The 20,139-nt window shown below is 64.3% G+C and carries 19 protein-coding genes; 13 read left to right on the top strand and 6 right to left on the bottom strand.

Annotated features, from left to right (window positions below; all coding sequences use genetic code 11):
• Positions 1–21 precede the first annotated feature (21 nt).
• Both AC0QDI_RS02345 and AC0QDI_RS02340 read left to right on the top strand, forming a co-directional pair.
• A complete protein-coding gene (locus AC0QDI_RS02345; protein WP_474664868.1) occupies positions 22–417 on the top strand; it encodes an SPW repeat domain-containing protein in 396 nt (131 codons plus the stop codon).
• A gap of 351 nt (positions 418–768) precedes the next feature.
• Positions 769–1,362, top strand: coding sequence for an NADPH-dependent FMN reductase (locus AC0QDI_RS02340; RefSeq protein WP_474664866.1), 594 nt, complete (start codon positions 769–771; stop codon positions 1,360–1,362).
• A gap of 114 nt (positions 1,363–1,476) precedes the next feature.
• Here the strand turns inward: AC0QDI_RS02340 and AC0QDI_RS02335 are convergent, their stop codons facing one another.
• On the bottom strand, positions 1,477–2,121 hold the full coding sequence (locus AC0QDI_RS02335; protein WP_474664864.1) for a hypothetical protein: 645 nt from the start codon (positions 2,119–2,121) through the stop codon (positions 1,477–1,479).
• Positions 2,122–2,598: 477 nt separating this feature from the next.
• Here AC0QDI_RS02335 and AC0QDI_RS02330 point away from each other — a divergent pair, with 477 nt between their 5' ends.
• From AC0QDI_RS02330 to AC0QDI_RS02315, 4 genes are all read left to right on the top strand, one after another.
• On the top strand, positions 2,599–3,135 hold the full coding sequence (locus tag AC0QDI_RS02330; protein WP_474664862.1) for a hypothetical protein: 537 nt from the start codon (positions 2,599–2,601) through the stop codon (positions 3,133–3,135).
• Positions 3,136–3,334: 199 nt separating this feature from the next.
• Positions 3,335–4,387, top strand: coding sequence for a DNA-methyltransferase (locus tag AC0QDI_RS02325; protein ID WP_474664860.1), 1,053 nt, complete (start codon positions 3,335–3,337; stop codon positions 4,385–4,387).
• Positions 4,388–4,447: 60 nt separating this feature from the next.
• Positions 4,448–7,606 carry a PAS domain S-box protein gene (locus AC0QDI_RS02320; protein WP_474664858.1) on the top strand — a complete coding sequence of 1,053 codons (3,159 nt, stop codon included), beginning with the start codon at positions 4,448–4,450 and terminating at the stop codon, positions 7,604–7,606.
• A gap of 110 nt (positions 7,607–7,716) precedes the next feature.
• The gene (locus AC0QDI_RS02315; RefSeq protein ID WP_474664856.1) at positions 7,717–8,016 is read left to right on the top strand and encodes a HalOD1 output domain-containing protein; all 300 of its coding nucleotides are present in this window, start codon (positions 7,717–7,719) and stop codon (positions 8,014–8,016) included.
• A gap of 311 nt (positions 8,017–8,327) precedes the next feature.
• On the opposite strand, the gene AC0QDI_RS02310 is transcribed toward AC0QDI_RS02315, so the two are convergent.
• Together AC0QDI_RS02310 and AC0QDI_RS02305 are read right to left on the bottom strand one after the other, a co-directional pair.
• Positions 8,328–8,675, bottom strand: a complete 348-nt coding sequence (locus AC0QDI_RS02310) for a DUF7344 domain-containing protein (RefSeq protein ID WP_474664854.1) — start codon at positions 8,673–8,675, stop codon at positions 8,328–8,330.
• 65 nt (positions 8,676–8,740) lie between these two features.
• The gene (locus tag AC0QDI_RS02305; protein ID WP_474664852.1) at positions 8,741–9,379 is read right to left on the bottom strand and encodes a helix-turn-helix domain-containing protein; all 639 of its coding nucleotides are present in this window, start codon (positions 9,377–9,379) and stop codon (positions 8,741–8,743) included.
• A gap of 291 nt (positions 9,380–9,670) precedes the next feature.
• Between AC0QDI_RS02305 and AC0QDI_RS02300 the strand changes: the two genes are divergently transcribed.
• Positions 9,671–10,546, top strand: a complete 876-nt coding sequence (locus AC0QDI_RS02300) for a universal stress protein (protein WP_474664850.1) — start codon at positions 9,671–9,673, stop codon at positions 10,544–10,546.
• Between the two features lie 151 nt (positions 10,547–10,697).
• Positions 10,698–12,110 (top strand): aryl-sulfate sulfotransferase, encoded by a 1,413-nt coding sequence (locus AC0QDI_RS02295; protein WP_474664848.1) that lies wholly within the window; start codon positions 10,698–10,700, stop codon positions 12,108–12,110.
• Positions 12,111–12,293: 183 nt separating this feature from the next.
• Here AC0QDI_RS02295 and AC0QDI_RS02290 read toward each other — a convergent pair whose 3' ends face one another.
• Complete coding sequence (locus AC0QDI_RS02290; protein WP_474664846.1) at positions 12,294–12,815, bottom strand: DedA family protein; 522 nt, start codon at positions 12,813–12,815, stop codon at positions 12,294–12,296.
• Between the two features lie 129 nt (positions 12,816–12,944).
• Here AC0QDI_RS02290 and AC0QDI_RS02285 point away from each other — a divergent pair, with 129 nt between their 5' ends.
• The gene (locus tag AC0QDI_RS02285; RefSeq protein WP_474664844.1) at positions 12,945–13,421 is read left to right on the top strand and encodes a metal-dependent hydrolase; all 477 of its coding nucleotides are present in this window, start codon (positions 12,945–12,947) and stop codon (positions 13,419–13,421) included.
• A gap of 57 nt (positions 13,422–13,478) precedes the next feature.
• Here AC0QDI_RS02285 and AC0QDI_RS02280 read toward each other — a convergent pair whose 3' ends face one another.
• Both AC0QDI_RS02280 and AC0QDI_RS02275 read right to left on the bottom strand, forming a co-directional pair.
• The gene (locus tag AC0QDI_RS02280; RefSeq protein ID WP_474664842.1) at positions 13,479–13,976 is read right to left on the bottom strand and encodes a metal-dependent hydrolase; all 498 of its coding nucleotides are present in this window, start codon (positions 13,974–13,976) and stop codon (positions 13,479–13,481) included.
• Positions 13,977–14,075: 99 nt separating this feature from the next.
• Positions 14,076–15,095 (bottom strand): lysylphosphatidylglycerol synthase transmembrane domain-containing protein, encoded by a 1,020-nt coding sequence (locus AC0QDI_RS02275; protein ID WP_474664840.1) that lies wholly within the window; start codon positions 15,093–15,095, stop codon positions 14,076–14,078.
• Positions 15,096–15,218: 123 nt separating this feature from the next.
• Here AC0QDI_RS02275 and AC0QDI_RS02270 point away from each other — a divergent pair, with 123 nt between their 5' ends.
• From AC0QDI_RS02270 to AC0QDI_RS02255, 4 genes are all read left to right on the top strand, one after another.
• Positions 15,219–16,799 (top strand): sulfatase, encoded by a 1,581-nt coding sequence (locus AC0QDI_RS02270; RefSeq protein ID WP_474664838.1) that lies wholly within the window; start codon positions 15,219–15,221, stop codon positions 16,797–16,799.
• A 219-nt stretch (positions 16,800–17,018) separates the two neighbouring features.
• On the top strand, positions 17,019–17,882 hold the full coding sequence (locus AC0QDI_RS02265) for a hypothetical protein (RefSeq protein WP_474664836.1): 864 nt from the start codon (positions 17,019–17,021) through the stop codon (positions 17,880–17,882).
• A gap of 96 nt (positions 17,883–17,978) precedes the next feature.
• Positions 17,979–18,962, top strand: a complete 984-nt coding sequence (locus tag AC0QDI_RS02260) for a glycosyltransferase family 4 protein (protein WP_474664834.1) — start codon at positions 17,979–17,981, stop codon at positions 18,960–18,962.
• Complete coding sequence (locus AC0QDI_RS02255) at positions 18,963–20,060, top strand: glycosyltransferase (protein WP_474664832.1); 1,098 nt, start codon at positions 18,963–18,965, stop codon at positions 20,058–20,060. It abuts the gene before it with no gap.
• The last annotated feature ends 79 nt before the right edge of the window (positions 20,061–20,139 follow it).

Below are 20,139 nucleotides of genomic sequence, written 5' to 3'. Positions count from 1 at the left end.
GAAGCTCACGTTGCATTGCATATGAGTCAAACGCGATCCGCGGACGACTCGTCAGTGCTGGTCGAACGAACGGCCGGATTGACGGCGGTACTCGGTGTGTTCATCATGGCATCGACGGTCGTCTTCACGATCACCGGCGTCGAGGGAATCCACAACGTCCTCGTGGGCGCTGTGACCGCACTCGTCGCCTCGGTACACGCGTACCGAACCGGCGAAAGCCGCACCCAGAGCATCGCCCTCGCCGCGGTCCTCGTGTTGCTCGGAATCTGGATCGCCGCGTCACCGTTCGTCCTCGGAATCGACCGCGAACTGGTGGTCGGGATCAACAGCCTCGGTGGTGCGATCATCGCGATCCTCTCGGTCGTCGGTGTGTACGGAAGCGTTCGAACGTCGGACGCGACCGCGACGACCGCCTGACTCGAGGGCACCCGTTTTCGCGGCTGTTCGTTCCACCACGCACGAGTGAAGCGAAGCCGCCAGCCGCGAGTGGCTCGGCGTAGTCTCTTTCCGACGGAGGGACTCCTCGAGCGCCGCGGTGAGACGCGATTTCGCGATATCGTCCCGGATTTCTGCAACGGCTGCGTCTCCGACGGCTATCGTAGCCACCGAAAGTCAATACGCGCCGAATCGAACGACGGCGTTGCGATTAGTGGGAAATCGTTTCAGGGGCTACGATAGTCGTCCCACGTTGGGCGGAGTTCCGACCGAATCGCCTCAAAAACGGTCACGTTCGGGATACTTTTCCCGCTTCCGGCCGTCCGGATAGACATGACCGACAGCGACGTCCACGTGGCTGCGCTCTGTGGCAGTCTCCGCGAGGGCAGTCACACTCGGACCGCGCTCGAAGCGACCCTCTCGGCCGCCGAACGGGCCGGCGCGACGACCGAGTTACTCGATCTCCGGGAGTACGACCTCCCGGTCTTCGACGCCGACCGGGACCGCGAGGACGCGGGCGATGCCGAGGCGCTGGCGGCCCGGGTTCGCGCCGCCGATACGATCATCCTCGGCTCGCCGATGTATCACGGGTCGTACGCCTCGCCGCTGAAGACCGCGATCGACTACTGCGGGTTCGACGAGTTCGCGGACAAGACCGTCGGACTCCTCGCCGTCTCGGGTGGTGCGTTTCCCGTGACGGCCCTCGAGCACATGCGGTCGGTCTGCCGGGCGCTGAACGCGTGGGTGATCCCCCACGAGGCGGCGATCCCGAACGCGAGCGCCGCCTTCGAGGACGGCGAGTTCGTCGATCCGAAACTCGAGAAGCGGGTCGCGACGCTGGGGCGGCGAGCGGTGCAGTACGCGGCGATCGAACCGGATCCGGACTCCTTCGAGAGCGATCAGAACGTGGGTGCACAGGGGAAGTGAGCGGTCGATCCCCGCTCGAGCCCCAGGCGTGACACGGACTCCTATCAGTCAGGTAGTTCCCGCGCACCGCGACCCGCCGGGCGGTGCGCCGGGACACTGTCACGGCAGACCGTCTCAGGGGTCGAGAATCCGCTGAAATCGGTACTGGTGGGCGAGAAATGCGAAGAGTCCGAAGACGAGCACGCCGACGTGAAGCGCGTTGATCTCGAGAACCGCGGTCGTGACGCCGAGCGAAACCGGTGGCGAGGAGAGGCTCCAGTCGGTAAACCAGGCGGTCGCGAGTAACGTCGACGCGCCGACGGCCATCAGAAGTCCCGGGACCACCGGCGTGAACGTCACGCGCGTGGACGTGCGTTCCCCGAAGACGCGTCGCTCGAGACGGAACTGCGCGGTGAGGATCCCCGCGAGGACGACGGTCGCGACGACGACGCCGGGGACCGCGCCGATCAGTTCGGCCACGAGCAACCAGACGATCCACCCGGTCGTGAGCACGATCGTCACGCCCAGTCGCCGCGGTTGCAGGAGGTCGTCGATATCGCTGACCGTCGCGCCGAAGACGCCCGCCCTGAGCAGCGACCCGCAGAACAGCACCCCGAGCCCCGCGAGTGCGGTCGACGCCGTTCGCGAGTCGACGACGAGGACGAACCAGCACCCGACCGCGAGCGTTTCGACGGCCGCGGCCGAGAGCGCCGCGGTGACGCCAACTACGCGTCGCCGCGTCGACCGACCGAGGACCCCGGGCTGGCGGAAAACGCTCATACCCGGATCCGTTTCGAGCGGACCCCTTTCGTTATGGAAGGCGTTCTACACCTCCCTTCGTCCTCGTCGCGCCGATGAGACCTTATACCACGGGAAGCAGTCGATTTATCGATCGACGACGCGATCCGATCGGTGAGGGGTGCCCTCGAGTCGCACATCGATCGAAGGCCCGCTCGGCAGCCGTCCGCGCGCGCGACCGACACGTACTCGCGGCCAATCGAAAGCGGACGTAGGAACTGATTTCCCGACGGAACTCCGTCGATATCGGTTCTCCGGCCAGTTCAGCCCACTGTAACGCAAATTACGGGTCGACAGCAACCGATCGCGATGGCCGGTGAGCAGTCGATCGCCACGCCGGTAAACAAGTAATTAAACAGTTTGTCTTTCGAAACCGTTCCCTGAAACGAGCGGGGCCGGTGGAGCCGACGACGGAAACGGTGAACAGAACTATGTGCGGTGGTGTGGTCGGAGCGAATTATGCCCGAGATGGAACAACAAGACAAAACGTTGTCCGAGCTCATCGTCAAGGAAGCAATCAACAGAGGAATGGATTCGTCGATGCGGGAATCGATTCTCGAAGCCGTCGAGGAGTCCGAGGGATCGCGATCGGGCGGACGGCTACCGCTCGCGGGGGCCCTGTTCGGCCTCGGCGCGGCCGTCGGCTTTCTCGTGGGTCGTCAATCGCCCGAACTCGAGGAGTCGCCGATCGATGACCTCGAGGAGCCGGAGATCATCGAGGACGTCATGGAGTCGACCGAAGCGACCGACGAGACGGCGGCCGAGACGGCGGACGAATCGGATTCCGGTTCGACATCGCGGCTCCCCCGGCTGCTACTAGCCGTGGGCGTGCTCGCCGGGGCCGCGTTCCTCCGTCGGCGCCTCGCCTCGGGCGAGGAAGAGGAGTGGGAGCCGATCGAGGAGTTCGAACCGGCCACGAGCGACGACGCGGACGATGCGGCGGAGTCGGAAGAAATGGAGGAAGCCCAGGGGGCAGGCGAGGAAAGCGAAGAGTAGAAGCGAGGCAAGCAAGGAGTGACGCGTCCGCCGCACGACCGAGTTCGCGGGTTCGAATCGCCGCTCTTCGATCCGAATAGCGCATCTCCGGTTCGGCCGGTGCTCCGCCGGGCCGACCGGTGACTCGAGCGATTTTTTCGAATCCGTACCGTCGCCCTGACGAAGGAGCTAAGGGCCCGACGCAGACAGTATACGGTCAATGGAGACGACCCACCGCGTTTTCGCCGGTGATTCTCGCGATCTCTCGCGCGTGGCCGACGAGTCGGTCGAACTCGTCGTCACGTCGCCGCCGTATCCGATGATCGAGATGTGGGACGACCTCTTTACCGGGCTCGATCCCGCGATCGGTGACGCGCTGGCCAACGACGACGGTCAGGCCGCGTTCGACGGGATGCACGACCAACTCGAGGCCGTCTGGGACGAGCTCGAGCGGGTGCTCGTCGACGGCGGCATCGCCTGTATCAACGTGGGCGATGCGACCCGATCGGTCGACGGGAGCTTTCGGGTCTATCCGAACCACGCTCGCGTGCTCGCGGCGTTCGAAGACCGCGGGTTCGATCCGTTGCCGGACGTGCTCTGGCGCAAACCGGCCAACAGCGCGGCCAAGTTCATGGGCAGCGGGATGATTCCGCCCAACGCCTACGTGACGCTGGAACACGAGTACATCCTGCTCTTCAGAAAGGGAGACCAGCGCCGCGCGTTCGAGCCGGGAGCCGACCGGCGCTACGAGGCCGCGTTCTTCTGGGAGGAGCGCAACCGCTGGTTCTCGGACGTCTGGACCGACGTCACGGGAGAGTTGCAGTCCCTCGAGGAGGCAGACGACGAACTCCGCGAGCGGTCAGCGGCGTACCCGCTGGAGATCCCCTACCGGCTGCTCTGTATGTACTCCGCCTACGGCGACACCGTTCTCGACCCCTTCTGGGGCACCGGCACGACCACGCTCGCGGCGATGTGTGCCGGCCGAAACTCGATCGGGTTCGAACTCGAGGACGCTTTCCTCGAGGTATTCGACGACCGGATCGATGACGTGCCGGCGCTGTCGCGGTCGGTCGGCCGCGCTCGCCTCGAGCGGCATCGGGCGTTCGTCGAGCGCCGCCGTCGGGACGGCGGGGCGTTCGAGTACGAAGCGGACTACTACGAGACGCCGGTCATGACCGATATGGAACGGGGAATCCGGTTTCGAGAAGCCCGCGCTATCGACGACCGCGACGACGGCTACCTGGTCGAGCACGGCCCGCTCGTCCTCGAGTAGGCCGTCGATCGGAGTCTGAACCGACGCGAGCTTTTTCCCTTCTCCGCTCCCACAAGCGGTATGGTTCGAAGTCTCGAGGATACCGAGACGACGCCCGTCCGCGCCCTTTCCGTCGGCTCGTCCGAGTGGATCCGGACGGCGACGGCGGGGCTCGGGGACGAAGCGGTGGCCGTCGCGGAATCCGTTCCGAACGCGTCCGACCTCACGGACGACCGGCTCGAGACGGTCGATTGCGTCCTGACCGACGACCGAGACGTCCTCGCGGCCGTCGACGGATCGTGTCCGATCGTCTACGCGGTCGATCCGGCTGCGAACGAGTCGATCGACCGCCTCCGAGACGAGGGTGCGACCGAACTCGTCGCCAAGACGACCATCCAGGAGCCGCCGTTGCTGACCCATCGACTCCGGCGGACGGTCGAGTTCACCGCGATGGAGCGATCGGCCGACCACCGGGTGGAGTTGTACCGGACGTTGATCGAACAGTCGTCGGATCTGCTGATCGTCCTCGACGAGGAGGGAACGGTCACCGACGTGAGCCCGGCAATCGAACGCGTCGGGGGGTTCACCTCGAGTGAAATGTCCGGCAAGAACATGCTCGAGTTCGTCCACCCCGACGACGGGCAGACGGTCAGAGACGAGTTCGACGCCGTTTGCGAGGGGGAACTCGGCACCACGCGGACCGTCGAATACACGTGCAAACACGCGGACGGGCGCTGGTACGTCCACGAGGCCGTTCTCACCAACCGACTCGAGGACGACGCCGTCGACGGCATCATCGCGTCGATACGGGACGTTACGAAGTTCCACCGCATCGAACGGGAGTTGAGCGAGTCGTTCAAACGCGTCACGGACTCGTTCTACGCCCTCGACGCCGACTGGCGGTTCACCTACGTGAACGATCGCGCGCTCGACGTGCTCGATCTCGAGCGATCCGACCTGGTCGGTCAACCAATCCTCGACGTCTTCCCGGAGATAGCGGGGACCTCGTTTCAAGACGCCGCCATCGAGGCGATGGAAACGCAAGAGGCGCGGACGGTCGAAGCCTACCTGGAGGCCTACGACGCGTGGATCGAGTCGCGGATTTACCCATCGCCGTCCGGAATCTCCGTCTACTGGCGGAACGTGACCGAGCGCGTCGAACGCAAACGGGATTTGACCGAGCGGACGGAGCGATTACAGACGCTCGTCGAGAACGTTCCCGTCGTGTTGTTCGTTCTCGACGACGACGGGACCTTCACGCTCTCGGAAGGCCAGGGGCTCGCGAATCTCGGCTTCGAATCGGAGGAGGTCATCGGCCGATCGTTCTTCGAACTGCTCGAGGACTACCCCGCGGTCCGCGCCGACGCGAGGGACGCGCTCGATGGGGTGGCAGTCAACACGCGGAGACGGCTCGGAGACCGTATCTTCGAGACGTCCCTCCGACCGATCGCGGACGACGGTACCGTCGACCGGGTCATCGGCGTCGCCAACGATATCACCGAACGGGTCCAGTATCAGGAGGCGCTCAACGCGCTCCACGAGGCGACCAGTCACCTGTTGACGGTCGACTCGAAGGAAGAGGCGTGCGAGTACATCGTCGACATCGCGACCGACGTGCTCGACCTCGAAACCGTCGTCTACCGGTTCGACGCGAAAGCGAACGAACTGCTGCCGACGGCGTACTCGTCGACCATCGAGTCGACGTTCGGTTCGCCCCACCCGCTCCCACCCGACGCCGGCGATCCGTGGCGGGCGTTCGTCGCCGGCGAACCGACGGTCCACGACGACGGACGAGCGGTGGGGATCGTTCGCGATGAGTCGCCGGACGTTCGAAGCGGTCTCTCCGTTCCGCTCGGCGAACACGGGGTTCTCGTCGCGCTGTCGACCGAATCCGACGCGTACACCGACGAGACCGTCGAACTCGCCGAACTGTTCGCGACGACGGCGGAAGCCGCCCTCGACCGGATCGGGCGAAGCCGCCGGCTCCGCGAACGCGAACGCGAACTCAAGAAACAGAACCGACACCTCGAGCGGCTCAACGCCGCCAACGAGGTGCGTCAAGAGGTCGAACAACTCCTTTTGATGGCCGACTCCCGAAGCGAGATCGAACGTGGGATCCCCGAATCACTGGCCAAACTCGAGTCGTGTTCGCTGGCCTGGTTCGGCGAACCCGACCCGAGCGGGAACAGCCTCGAACCGCGATACCACGCCGGGTTCGAACGGGGGTATCTCGACGCGGTGACGATAACGACGGTGGACGAATCGGCCGCCGAACCGGCTGGGCGGGCGGTTCGAACGCGGAGCCCGGTCCACGTCGAAAACGTCGCCGCGTCGGTTCACGACGGCGAGTGGCGGGGTGAGGCGCTCTCGCGAAACTTCCAGTCCGCGTACGCGATCCCGCTGGTCTACGACGGGTTTTGCTACGGCGTCCTCTCGATCTACGGGGAACAACGGGGCGCGTTCGACGAGACGCTGCGGTCGACGCTCGCGGAACTCGGCGAGACGATCGCGTACGCGATCGACGCCGTCAAACGGAAGAACGCGCTGTTCGGTGACGGTCACACCGAGGTGGAACTCGAGGTCGCGGCGGACGCGACGCTGTGTCGGCTCGCCGAGTTCCTCGGCGAGTCCGTGACGTACGAGGGGGCGACGGCGCGAGCAGACGGCGACCAGTTCGTATTCGTGGCCGCCGAGGTGCCGGTCGACGAATCGCTCGAGGCAGCCGAATACACCGCTATCGAGGGAATCAACGAGATCACCACGATCGCCGACTACGAGGAGGAGACGTTGCTCCAGCTCCGGGTCACCGATTCCTTCCTGGGTTCGATCACCGATACCCACGGCGCGCGGCTGCGCGAGTTCGTTGCCGACGCGTCGGGCGGCCGCGCGATCGTCGACGTACCGGACGCCGTCGAGATTCGCGACGTGTTATCAGGTATCAGCCGAAGCGGGCCCTCGGTGTCGATGGTGGCCCGACGCGAGGGGGCGACCGACGATGGATCGACGGTCAGCGGTCCGGCGCGCAGCGCGCTTCTCGAAACGTTCACTGACCGCCAGCGCGAGGTGGTCCAGACGGCCTATCACGGCGGCTTCTTCGAGTGGCCCCGCCGAGCGAACGGCGAGGAGATCGCCGGCTCGCTGGACATCTCCTCGCCCGCCTTTCACAAGCACGTTCGATCCGCCGAACGAAAGCTGTTCGCGGCCCTGTTCGAGGGGGCGGCCGCTTCGGAGGTTAACTGATTAACCGTCGTTCGAAGGAACCGTTACACAGTTAACGATCAGGCTCTTTGCAACGACTCGTGAACCAAGGGACGACTTCCCACCTGCGTACTGGGGGTACGTACTAATCCATGACCGAGATGAGTTCACGATCACCGTCGACCGCGATGGGGGATCACTATTCCGTGCAATACGATAGACTCGACGACGAACCGCTCAGCGTTGCCGTCGCGGACGCCGTCGCAACATTTCAGGGCGAGGACGTTACCGAACTCGAGCCGCTCCATTACTCGATCAACGCCGACGCGCTCGAGCGGTTGTTCGAACCCCGTGCGGACGGGCTTCGCTCCGGCGGATCGGTGACGTTCGAGTACAGCGATTGCCTGGTAACCGTCACCGGTGACGGCGAGATTCGCATCGACTCCAGCTAGCCGCTCTCTCTGGGGCGGGGGGATCAGCGTGATCCCGCAGTCATTCTTCGACTATGGGGCCGAGTGCCAGCGCCTCGCACGCCACTTCGACTCCGCCACAAATACCGCTGGGTGACGCGCGGGCGTTGTCGAGACCGTTCGACGACGCCACGACACTGACGGACAGCCGACAGTATACCGGTAACACGATCTCTTTATTCAGAACCGCCCCTGAAACCGAATCGAGAGTTTCGGTGACTACAGCTACTTAGTAAGCGCTCACTGTTCTCTCAACGCGTCCCGGCCACTAAAGATCTATGCGGAGAGGGCGTCTACGGGTTCGGGGCGACATTCCCAGTGGCTCCCTGCACACTCCCAATGAGTTCGATAGCTGCCGGTAGTTTAGGGCCAGCATTCAGTAACTTCCGGTCGACCTCATACTGTAGTATGGCTGCATCGGCCAGTTTCGGAAGATGTTGGTGGTGGAGTTCGAGAAGAATCCGCCGGGAGGATTCCCTCTCTGTTACGGGGCTATCACGTTCAGTCTGTTTGTCCACGGCGACGTGTGTCGCTACCTCCTCGAGCGTCACCGGGGGATCCTCAGTAGATTCCAGGTACTGACAAACTTCACGACGCCGTGGTTCTCCAATCGCTTCGTAGATCGTCGTTTGTGCTGCCATCAGTATAGAGAAAGAACACTCGCAGACGCATCGCCTCGGTGGGGGAATATTCTGGGGTTTAAGTTCTACGGGGCGATGTCTGTCGCCTCGATCAAGGTCCGTATCCCTCGCTGGAGCCGCTCAGAGAGCGCCTGAGAAGAGATATCCACCTCTGCTGCAACGTCAGTTTGCGACGCTGTCTGCGGGATATCGAAATGTCCGACCTCATAAGCAGCGACAAGCGCCTCTTTCTGTTTGCTCGTTAACAATGCATCAACATCATTCCGTGCTTCAGTCTCACGATAAATCGTTTGAAGGCGGAAAGGCCATCCCTGCTCCTGAAAAAGCCTGTTAAATTGGGTAAGTGCTTCCCGGTCAGGAAACCGCATCCGATGCACCCAACCGTCATGAGTTCCTTCTCCGTCAAGCAGCACAAGGTTAAGGTCACGCCAAACCTGGAGTCTCCCTAGGTCTCCTCCCTGTTCAGTAGCTGTGACTCGGTATAGCTTACGCGTTTCCAGCTCGGTCAGGGTTTTCGAATTTGTGACCGTCGGGTCAGTATCAAGGCCCTCCTCAAAGGCGTCGAAATCCCCGCCACCAGCCCAGAAAATATAGTGAGCCCTCTCGTCAATATACCCTTCTTCAGGATACACACTCATCTCTGGGGCGTGGTCGAAAGCAGTTTTCAGCAGAGGGGTATCTGTCCAATACTCGACGATAAGCATACGAAATAGTAATAGAGAAAAGCAGAAAAAGAGCAGGAAAAGGCATTTATGTGAACTTTTTCCCACTTAGCACAGTCCGCGGTTGGTTCTGAAATTCCTGATGAAATGTAAGAATTTCATAGATAGTGTTGGTTCCACACCTGTGACAGATATGAAATATTTTATATATTTTTGCTCCGACCAGATCTTGGATCTAGTCACCTGTACTGAACGCGAGTTTCACGACCGACCCTGAATAAAGAAACCAGACTACCAATAACTGATAAGCGGATCCGTCTCGAACGCTCCGCCATGTCCACTCGTATCCTCGTCCCGACCGACGGGAGCGATTCCGCGACGGCCGCCCTCGAGCACGTCCTCGACGTTGCCGCCGATCGGGAGGCGACCGTGCACCTGCTCAACGTGGCGGATACGAAAGAACCGAGCCTCACTCGCCTCGGCGACGACGTCGTCGATACGCTCGAGCGGGAGGGTAACGATATCGTGTCCGAGGCCGCGGCGATGGCAGCGGACCACGGCGTGTCCGTGGTGACGACCGTCGTTCAGGGCGATCCGCGAGAAGTTATCGTCGAGCACGCCACCGCCGACGAGTTCGACCTCGTCGCGATGGGAGCCCACGGACGGCGCGGACTGGGGGAGTACGTCCTCGGGAGCGTCACTGATCACGTCGTGAACAGGAGCACCGTTCCGGTGTTGACCGTTCGCGCCGCCGACGAGGTGTCGCCGACGTTTCCCTATACGGACGTCCTCGTTCCGACCGACGGAAGCGACCACGCGACGGCCGCCCTCGAGCTGGCGTCGACGGTCGCCGAGCGACACGGCGCGCGACTCCACTTGCTGTCCGTCGTCGACGAACTCCCGGAGGTGATCGACGCGGGGTCGGCCGAGCTTCCCGAGCAACTCGAGGAAAACGTCCAGGCGGTCCTGGACGACGCGGCGACGAGCGCCACGCGAGCGGGCGTCGACGACGTCACGACCACCATCGCCGCGGGGTCGGTGCCCCGGGAGGTCACGACCTACGCCGACGAGCAGGGTATCGATCTCGTCGTGATGGGAACGCACGGCCACACCGGCCTCGACCGGCACCTGCTCGGGAGCTTCACCGAGCGCGTGATCCGCACCTCGCCGGTTCCCGTCCTCACCACGCAGGCCCACGATGACGCGTGACCCGCTCATTCATCCGGGGGTTCCCTCGGCTCGTTCAGTCGATCGGATCCTCGAGTCGCGATCCAGTTAGAAAAGGTACTAATATCTCGATTCGGAAACGACGGACGATGGTTCCCCGAACGGTGCTCCGAAACAGAATGGTGACCGAACCGTGACCGAACGAACGCTCCCCTCGCTCGAGCGCGTCCGATCGGAGATCACGAGAAACAGACTCCGGGCCGCGTTCGCCGTGCTCATCCTCGTCTCGGCCGCCGCCGTCGCCAGCGCGGCTGCGTCGGGCGGGGTTTCGACGGCGTCGGAGGCTGACATCCCGGACGCGCCGGAGACGGAGAACCACACCGTCGTCACCGAATCGGGACGCGCGGGGACGATTACGGCTTACCAGCCCAACGGTGAGGTCCTCTACTACAACAACTCGCGGACCAAGTACTTCGACGCGGACCCCGTCGAGGGCGATCCGCTGACCATCGAGTACGCCGCGACGGACACGATTCACACGGAAGGCGCTAACTGCGGCGCGCCGCCGTGTACCCGCAACGTCATCGAGCGAGCCGACCTCGAGACCGGCGAGGTCGAGGTCATCTACGAGCGATACGACTACAAGGAGTACGCCGGCGAGTGGCACGACGTCGATCGCATCAACGAGACCCACTTCGTCGTCGCCGACATGGTCGCCGACCAGGTGTTCATCGTCAACACCGAGACCGAGGTCGTCAACTGGCTCTGGGACGCCCAGAGCGACTTCCCGCTCGAGGGCGGTCACTCTTGGCCCCGCGACTGGGCCCACATCAACGACGTCGAGTACATCGAGGAGGGCCAGATGGAGGGGCGAATCATGGCCAGTCTGCGCAATCAAGACCAGGTCGTCTTCCTCGATCGTGAAGAGGGCCTGCTCGAGGACTGGACGCTCGGGAGCGAGAACGAGCACGACGTCCTCCACGAACAGCACAACCCCGATTTCATCCCCGAGAGTCAGGGCGGCCCGGCCGTCCTCGTCGCCGACTCCGAGAACGCCCAGATCAAGGAGTTCCAACGGGAGGACGGCGAGTGGACGCAGACCTGGCAATGGGAAGACGATCAGATCCAGTGGCCCCGGGACGCCGATCGACTTCCGAACGGGAACACGCTGATCTCCGACACCCACGGCAACCGGGTCATCGAGGTCAATCAGTCCGGCGAGATCGTCTGGGAAGTCGGCTCCAGTCTCCCGTACGAATCCGAGCGCCTCGAGCCCGGTGACGAAAGCGAGGGCGGCCAGAGCGCCCGGACACTCGGCCTCGAGAACCGAACCGAAGCCGAGAGCAGCGGTGGCGGCGGTGGCGGGGGCGGATTCGGCTTTAACCCCCTCGGATTCCTCGGCGATCTCATCGAGTCGATCCTCCCACACCGGATCTACAACGCCCTCCTCTTCGTCAGCCCGGTCTGGATGGGGTCCTCGGAGTTCGCCGCCATCGGCGTCGCGCTCCTGACGGGCCTGACGTGGGTCGGTACCGAGACCAGGTGGCAGCTCCGCGACAGAGGTGTTCGGTTCCGGCTTCCCGTCTACCGACAGGGCGGGAACTGAGACGGTCTGCTGTAAGTCATTTCCGGCGCGACCGCGACCCGGCCCTGCGGCCGCGCCGGTAAATCGTTACAGTAAACCGTATGAGACGAGGCGATAGCGGTTTTTCGATTTTGGAGTTCGGTGACTCAGGAACGCGAAGCGATACTGGAAAGCAGTGGTGACGGGAACGGACCGACCGCTCGGTCACGCCAACAGATGGCCGCCGGCGAGGTAGAGGGACGCGAGGATCGTCTGGAAGGACAGCGAGCCGATCGCTGACAGCGCGACGAACGAGCGGCCGTCCATTTCCGAGAGCCCGGCTGGAATTGTCAGCAGTCCGCGAACGAACAACATCGTATTACTCACGGGGACGGCCAGGCCGCCCCAGCGATCGAACCAGCCGTCGAATCGCTCGAGTCGCGACTCGGTGACGGGAAACCAGCGCTTTTGCAGGACGTACTCCCGACCGGCGCGACGGACGAGACAGAAGAGACAGAACTGGCCGACCGTCGTTCCGACGACCGCGATGGCGACGATGGCGATCACCTGCGGGATCGACGATCCGATTAGCGCCAGCGCCGCTGGCACGACGAGTTCGCTCGGCATGAACCGCAGGAGCATCGCCCCCTCGAGAACGCAGATACCGAAGAACACCGCCAACGCGAGTTCCGACGTAAACATCGACTCGAGCCAGGGCGGTAGTCCTTCGGTTTGCAACGGATGCATGCCCGGTTCGTAATCGGTCCCGAATGTAAGCACTGTTGGTTCGATGGCAGCGTCGACCGCGTTCGGACGAGCCGATCCGACATCCGGGAACCGCAAGTTACGTAGTGGGATCGATCGAATCCGTACGCGATGGAACTCGAACGTGGATTGTTTCTCGCGGGCGCGTTCGCGACTCACGCGTTCGTCGGCTACGCCCTCGTCCGCGGGTTCACCGACGCGGATCCGCGGATCGGGCTCGTCTTCGGCCTCCTTCCCGACGCGGACTTCCTCTTTCCCGCGGGATGGGGATGGCCGTTCGTTCACCGCGGCGTGACCCACACACCCCTGTTCGCCCTCGCGATCGTCATCGGCGGCTACGCGGTCGGCCGACGGCTGAATCGAGAGAACTGGCAGGGCCGGGGACTCGCGGCCGCCGTCGGGCTGGCGATCGGCTCGCATCTCGCGATCGACTCGCTCTCGCCGAAGGGGATCGACTGGCTGTTCCCCCTCCGGACGAGCTGGAGTCCCGGACTGGCGGTTCACAGCCCGGCTGCGACGGTACTGCTCTGGGCCGCATCGATCGGCCTTCTCGCGTGGAGCGCGAACGGGCTCCCGTCGATTCGCTGAGGCCTCGAGCCGGAGACGCGGCGCGCGGCAGCCGTGACCGCAGAACCGTGCGGTCGCTTACCCCGTCGGAACGCTCGCTATCGGCAGCAACACCGTTAGAAGCAGTGACGCGAACAGGGCGGCCGAACCGGCGAGCAGGAACGCACGATTGATTCGGCCGTTCTTGGATTTGAACCAGCCGAGCGTGACGTGGGCCCGCCAGACGGGAGCGAACGGGCTGATTCCCATCGGCGTGACGATGTCACCCGCGAGGTGGGCGAGGATCCCGCCGGTGCCGACGACGAACCCGAACGCGAACGCGTCCGGCGTCGAGGGGACGGCGAGGGCGGTCCCGACGCCGGCGATCAGTCCGACGAGGACGGCGAACCAGACGGTGTGCGTGGGCCCGCGGTGTCGGAGCCGCGGCAGCGGCTCGTCGATATCTGGGAGGTTGGCCACGCCGACGGCCACGAGCGCCCCGACCAGCGCCAGCTCGAGCGACCAGACGTGACTCACCAGGGGCAGAAACGGCGCGTACAGCAGGGCGTTGAATCCGGAGTGACCTTCTTGGTACATACCGGTCGACCGACCGTCCATCGGGTCCGAACGGAAATTAACCGCTCGGTCGCCCCGGCGGACAGGTGGTCACAGCGTTCGGTCGACCGCCGATCGGAGTCACCGCACCGCCCGGACGCCGAACGCCGACACGGCCAGGCCGCCGATCAGGATCGGCATCCAGTAGATCGCGCCGCGGAAGATGAGGACGGCCGCGGTGATGACCGACGCCTGGATTCCGGTCGTCGGAACGAGCAGCGTGACGAACGCGGCTTCGATTCCGCCGAGTCCCCCCGGAAGGGGCGCAGCGCCCGCGAGGTTCGCCAGCGGGATGACGAACAGCAGGACGTACGGCGGGACGCCGTACCCCAGCGCGGCGAACGCGGCCATGAGCGCGGCGACCTGAAAGAGCCAGCCACAGAGCGACAGCCCGATGACGGCGGACAGCCGCCACCGATCCGTCGCCACGCGTTCGATGTTCTCGAAGAACCGCCCCATTCGGTCGGCGATATCCTCCTCGAGCGTCTCGGACTCGAAGCGCTCGAGGCCGAGCCGGCCGAGTCGGGGGGCGACGATTCCGGGGAGCCGGTCGACGATCGCCTGATGGTAGCGCCAGACGAGCCCCATGGCGATGACGATCCCCGCGATCAACACGACCGCGGAGCCGACGGCCGTCACGAGGTGATCGCCGAGCGCGGCGGTGGTCGCGTAGTAGCCGACGCCGACGAGGATGAGCGAGATCGAGGGAACGACGTTGAGAACGTCGACGCTCGCGATTCCGACGAGGCTGGTCTCGTAGCGGGCGTCGGAGGTCTTCGAGATGAGCAGCGCAGCGACCGGTTCGCCGCCGGCCTGCCCGAACGGGGTGACGTTGTTCGCGAAGACGGCACCGGCGTAGATGAAAAACGACTTGCCGGCCGGGATGTCGATGCCGAGCGCGGCGAGGACGGTTCTGAGCATCAGGCTCCAGGCGGCCAGCCAACAGAGCGCGAGTGCGAACGTCGCGGCGATCAGCGACGGCTCCGCCGACAGCAACGAGTCGAGGATGTCGCGCGCGCCGACGACGAAAAAGAGGACGGAAAAGACCGCGATCGTCCCGACGGCCCCGACGATGAACGCCCGACGATTTCGCTCGTCCATGGCTGGTATGAATCGTCAGTTACCTTGAAACATCTGATCGCCGCCGAGCGAGAACGCGGCCGTGACGGGCGGCCGCCCTCCCCTTCAATCGATTTATTGGCGTGGAGAAACGTGAGGCCAGTAATGGACAGGACACCGCAATCGAACGTCCTCTTCGTCGTTCTGGATACGGTCCGGAAGGATCGTCTCGAGCCCTACGGGTACGAACGGGAGACGACGCCCCAACTGTCGCGATTCGCCGAGGAGGCGACCGTCTTCGAATCGGCCGTCGCGCCCGCGCCGTGGACGCTCCCGGTTCACGCCTCGCTGTTTACCGGCCGGTATCCGAGCCGGCACGGGGCCGACCAGGGGAGTCCGTATCTCGACGACGAGACGACGCTCGCGTCGACCCTGTCGGCGGCCGGCTACGACACGGCCTGTTACTCCTCTAACGCCTGGATCACGCCCTACACCGGCCTCACCGACGGGTTCGACGATCAGGACTCGTTCTTCGAAGTTCTCCCCGGCGACGTGCTTTCGGGACCGCTGGCAAGCGTCTGGCAGACCGTCAACGACAACGACTACCTCCGCGATCTGGCGTCGAAGCTCGTTCACGTCGGCGCGATGGCCCACTCCAAACTCGCCAGCGGCGAGGGGGCGGACTCGAAGACGCCGTCGGTGATCGATCGGACCGAGTCTTTCATCGACGACAGCGAGAGCGACGACGGCTGGTTCGCCTTCGTCAATCTGATGGACGCCCACCTGCCGTACTACCCGCCCGAGGAGTATCGCGAGGAGTTCGCGCCCGGCGTCGATCCCGACGACGTCTGCCAGAACTCCAAGGAATTCAATTCGGGCGCGCGAGAGATCGACGACGAGGAGTGGGAGGACATTCGCGGCCTCTACGACGCCGAAATCGCACACATGGACGCCGAGCTCGGCCGCCTGTTCGACCGGCTCCGCGAGACCGGCCAGTGGGAGGAGACCACCGTCGTCGTCGCGGCCGACCACGGCGAACTCCACGGCGAACACGACCTCTACGGCCACGAGTTCGCCCTCTACGATCAGCTCATCAACGTCCCGCTGCTGGTCAAACATCCCGACCTCGAGGCGGACCGGCGCGACGACCTCGTCGAGTTACTCGATTGCTATCACACGGTGCTCGACGTGCTGGACGTCGATCCCGACGCGGTCGGCCGGACGGAGGGTGACGGCGATGCCAGCCGCGTCGTCGCTCGCGACTCGACGCGCTCGCTGCTCTCGAGCGAGTATCGCGCGTTCGAAGAGGCTGTTGATCCCGACGCCGGCCAGCGTGCCGTCCTCGAGGGCGAGGGGGACGACTACGCGTTCGTCGAGTACGCCCAGCCGGTCATCGAACTGCATCACTTAGAGGAGAAAGCGAGCGAGGCCGGCATCGACCTGCCCGACGATCACCGCGCCTACTCGCGGTTGCGCGCCGCCCGGAGCACGGACGCGAAGTACGTCCGCGCGGACCGCATCCCCGACGAGGGGTACCGGCTCGACGAGGACCCCGGGGAGCGAACGTCGGTCGATCCGGCCGACGACGATGTCGTCGGGGCGACCGAACGGGCGCTCGCTCGCTTCGAGGAGGAGGTCGGCGGCGCGTGGGACGACCCGACGGAAACCGACGACGCGGCGGACGCCCTCGAAGAAGCCGACGAAGAGACCCGCGATCGGTTACGGGAACTCGGCTACCTCGAGTGATTCGGTTTGCTGTAACGATTTACCGGCGCGACCGGTGGCCGAATCGCGGTTGCGCCGGAAATCACTTACAGCAGACCGTACGAGATGTCGGATCGGCGAGCGAGCGGACCGACGCGGCGGGACGAAACCGGAGGTGTTCCCGGGGAATAGGGCCGGTTTCGGTGACTTTCCGGGAACCAATAAGAATACGTAGGTCGACTCGAAAGGTAGCGGCAACTAATGCAGGACCAGCACTTCCTCGAGTCGGACTGGGATTACTGCCTGGTGCTGGATGCGTGCCGGTACGACGTATTCAGCGACGTATACGACGAGTACCTCGACGGGACGTTGGAAAAGCGCTGGAGCACCGGCTCGTCGACTCCGGAGTGGGCCTATCGGACGTTTACCGACGAACACGATATCGCGTACTTCTCGGGGAACCCCTTCATTAACGATCTGGGCATTCCGCTGAACGAACTGAAGTGGGGTGCCAGTTGCGACTACGAGTGGACCGCCTCGGACCATATCAGCGACGTCTTCGACGTGTGGAAGTCCGGCTGGGACGACGATCTCGGGACGGTCCCCCCGGACAGTCTCGGTGACGCGTTTCACGAGAATCGGGACGCCGTCGAACGAGCCGACCGGACGGTGCTCCACTACATGCAGCCACACGCGCCCTACCTCTCCCGCGGGAAGGGCCAGAAGCTCAAACAGATCCAGAAGGGGATCCGAAAACAGGAGGAAGCCGAGAAGGAAACCGACGGCGGTGGCGGTAGTGCCCTCTCGTCGCTCGGCGATACGATCCGCCCGAAGGTGGAAGACACGCTCGAAGGCAGCGAACTTGCCCAGAAGGCGGGTCTCTGGCTCGAACTCGACCCCGCCGACCTCGTCAGGAACGGCACTCGAGAGGCCGCCATGGAACTCTACGAGGAGAACCTGCGGATCGCCCTCGAGTCCGTCGCCGACGTGGCCTCGGAGTTAGACGGCACCGTCGTCGTGACCGCGGACCACGGGGAAGCCTTCGGCGAGGAGGGCGTCTGGGAACACCACATCGAGACGCACATCCCGGCGCTCATGGAGGTTCCGTGGCTCGAAGTTTCGTAACGCCGCGCTCGGACGGCGACGAGGATACCGCTCGCCGGTTGGCGGCGACGGTCTCGAGGGGACGACTGTAACCGAACCGATCAGGGGGTGTCCGGTATGAAGATCAGCCACTACTTCGAACTCGAAGCGCACGTCACCGGCGGCATTCGCGAGTCCGTCGTCCACCAGCGGAAGATGCTGGACCGACTGGACCTCACCTACACGACCGAGCCGACGCTCGAGGCAGACGTCTTTCACTGCAACCTCATGGGCCCGCGCTCGGTCTGGTACGCGAGGCGAGCGCGGCGACGAAATATGCCCGTCATCGCGCACACGCACGTGACCGCCGAGGACTTCGGGGAGAGCTTTCGGTTCACGAACGCGCTCGCCAAGCCGCTCAAACCGTACCTCCGGTGGGCCTACGGACTGGCCGACGCGCTCGTCTGTCCGTCGGCGTACAACCGACGGCTGCTCGAGACGTACACCGACGCGCCGACGACGGTCATCTCGAACGGCGTCGACCGCGAGAAACTCGCGGGGTTCGAATCGCTCGAAGACGAGTACCGCGAGCGCTACGACCTCGAGTCGCCGACCGTCTTCCTCGTCGGCCACGTCATCAAGCGCAAGGGCCTCGAGACGTTCGTCGAACTGGCCCGCCGACTGCCCGAACTGGATTTCGCGTGGTTCGGCCCGCTGGACCTCTCCCTCAAGGGCCGGGAGACGACGCGGTTGATCGAGGACTCTCCGGCGAACTGTACGTTCACTGGCTACGTCGACGACATCCGCGGCGCGTTCGCGGCGGGCGACATTTTCTGTTTCCCGACCCACGAAGAAAACGAGGGGATCGCGTTGCTCGAGGCGATGGCCGCCGGGAAACCGGTGCTCGTCCGCGACATCGAGACGTTCTCGTGGCTCGCGGACGGCGAGGACTGCCTGAAGGTCTCCGGGGCGGGCGTCGACGCCTTCGAGGCCGCTCTCGAGCGGCTCACAGACGCCGAACTCCGGGATCGGCTCGGATCGAACGCGGCGCGACGGAGCGAGGCGTTCTCGCTCGAGACGGTCGCGACGCAGTACCAATCGCTGTACCAGGAGGTGGCCTGAATGAAAATCGGATTCTTCACGGACAGTTATTTCCCCGAGATCGACGGCGTAACGTACACGATCAAGCTCTGGCGCGAGGAGTTAGAACGAAAGGGCCACGAGGTGTACGTCGTCTACCCCGACGGCGACTACGAGCCCGGGGACCGCGAGGTCCCGGTCAAATCGTTGCCGAACCCGTTTTACGCCGGCTATCGGATCCCGCTCACCCGGCGGCCGTCGACGCTCCCCGAACTCGACGTCGTTCACTGCCACGGCCCCGCGCCGATCGGCGTCCTCGGGCGGTACTACGCCTGGAAACACGACCTCCCGACGATCTACACGCACCACACCCCGCTCGAGGAGTACTTCCATCAGAACGTCAAATTCGAGTCGATCGCGGGACTGCTCTCGAAACTGTACGTTCCCGTCGAGAACGCGTTCCTCGAGAGCTTCGACGTGGTGACCGCTTCGACCGAACGGATCGATCGAAACGTCGAACACGTCCAGCTTCCAGTGGGAATCGATATGGACTTCTTCCAGCCGACCGCGGAAGAGTTGTACCCCGATCGAACGGTGATCGGCTACAGCGGTCGGCTCAGCATGGAGAAGAACGTCAGCGAAATCCTGCGTGCCGCCGCGGAGCTACCGGAGTACGACTTCGTCATCGTCGGTGAGGGCCCCTACCGCGACTGCCTCGAGCGAGACGCGACGGAGAACGTCGAGATCCGTGGGTTCCTCCCCCGCGAGGAGTTGCCCGCCTTCTACTCCTCGATCGATACCTTCCTGACCGCCTCGACCGCGGACACGCTCGGCCTCTCGACGCTCGAGGCCAACGCCTGCGGAACGCCCGTCGCCGCCGCCGACGTTCCCCCGTTCGATCACACGATCGGTTCCGACAACGGCGAGCGGTTCGAATACGGCGACCTCGAGTCGATGGTCGACGCCATCGAGACCTGTCTGGCGACCGACCGCGAGACCAGAGCGGGCGTCGAACGCTACGCGGTCGAGTACACGATGGATCACCTCGAGCAGCTCTACCACAACGTCCCCCTCTCGACGGACGAGGCCGCGACGGACGTCGAGAGCCCGTGGCGGTTCTCCGAGGAAGAGCGGAGCTGAAGCGGTCGATTTTACTCGGTGTCGGCCGGTCCGCGGTCTCGACCAGTCACTCGGTGTCGGCCGGTTCGTTCGGTTCTGT

It is taken from the genome of Natrinema sp. LJW11 (genome assembly GCF_056135975.1).
This window is presented reverse-complemented; position numbering and strand designations above follow the sequence as displayed.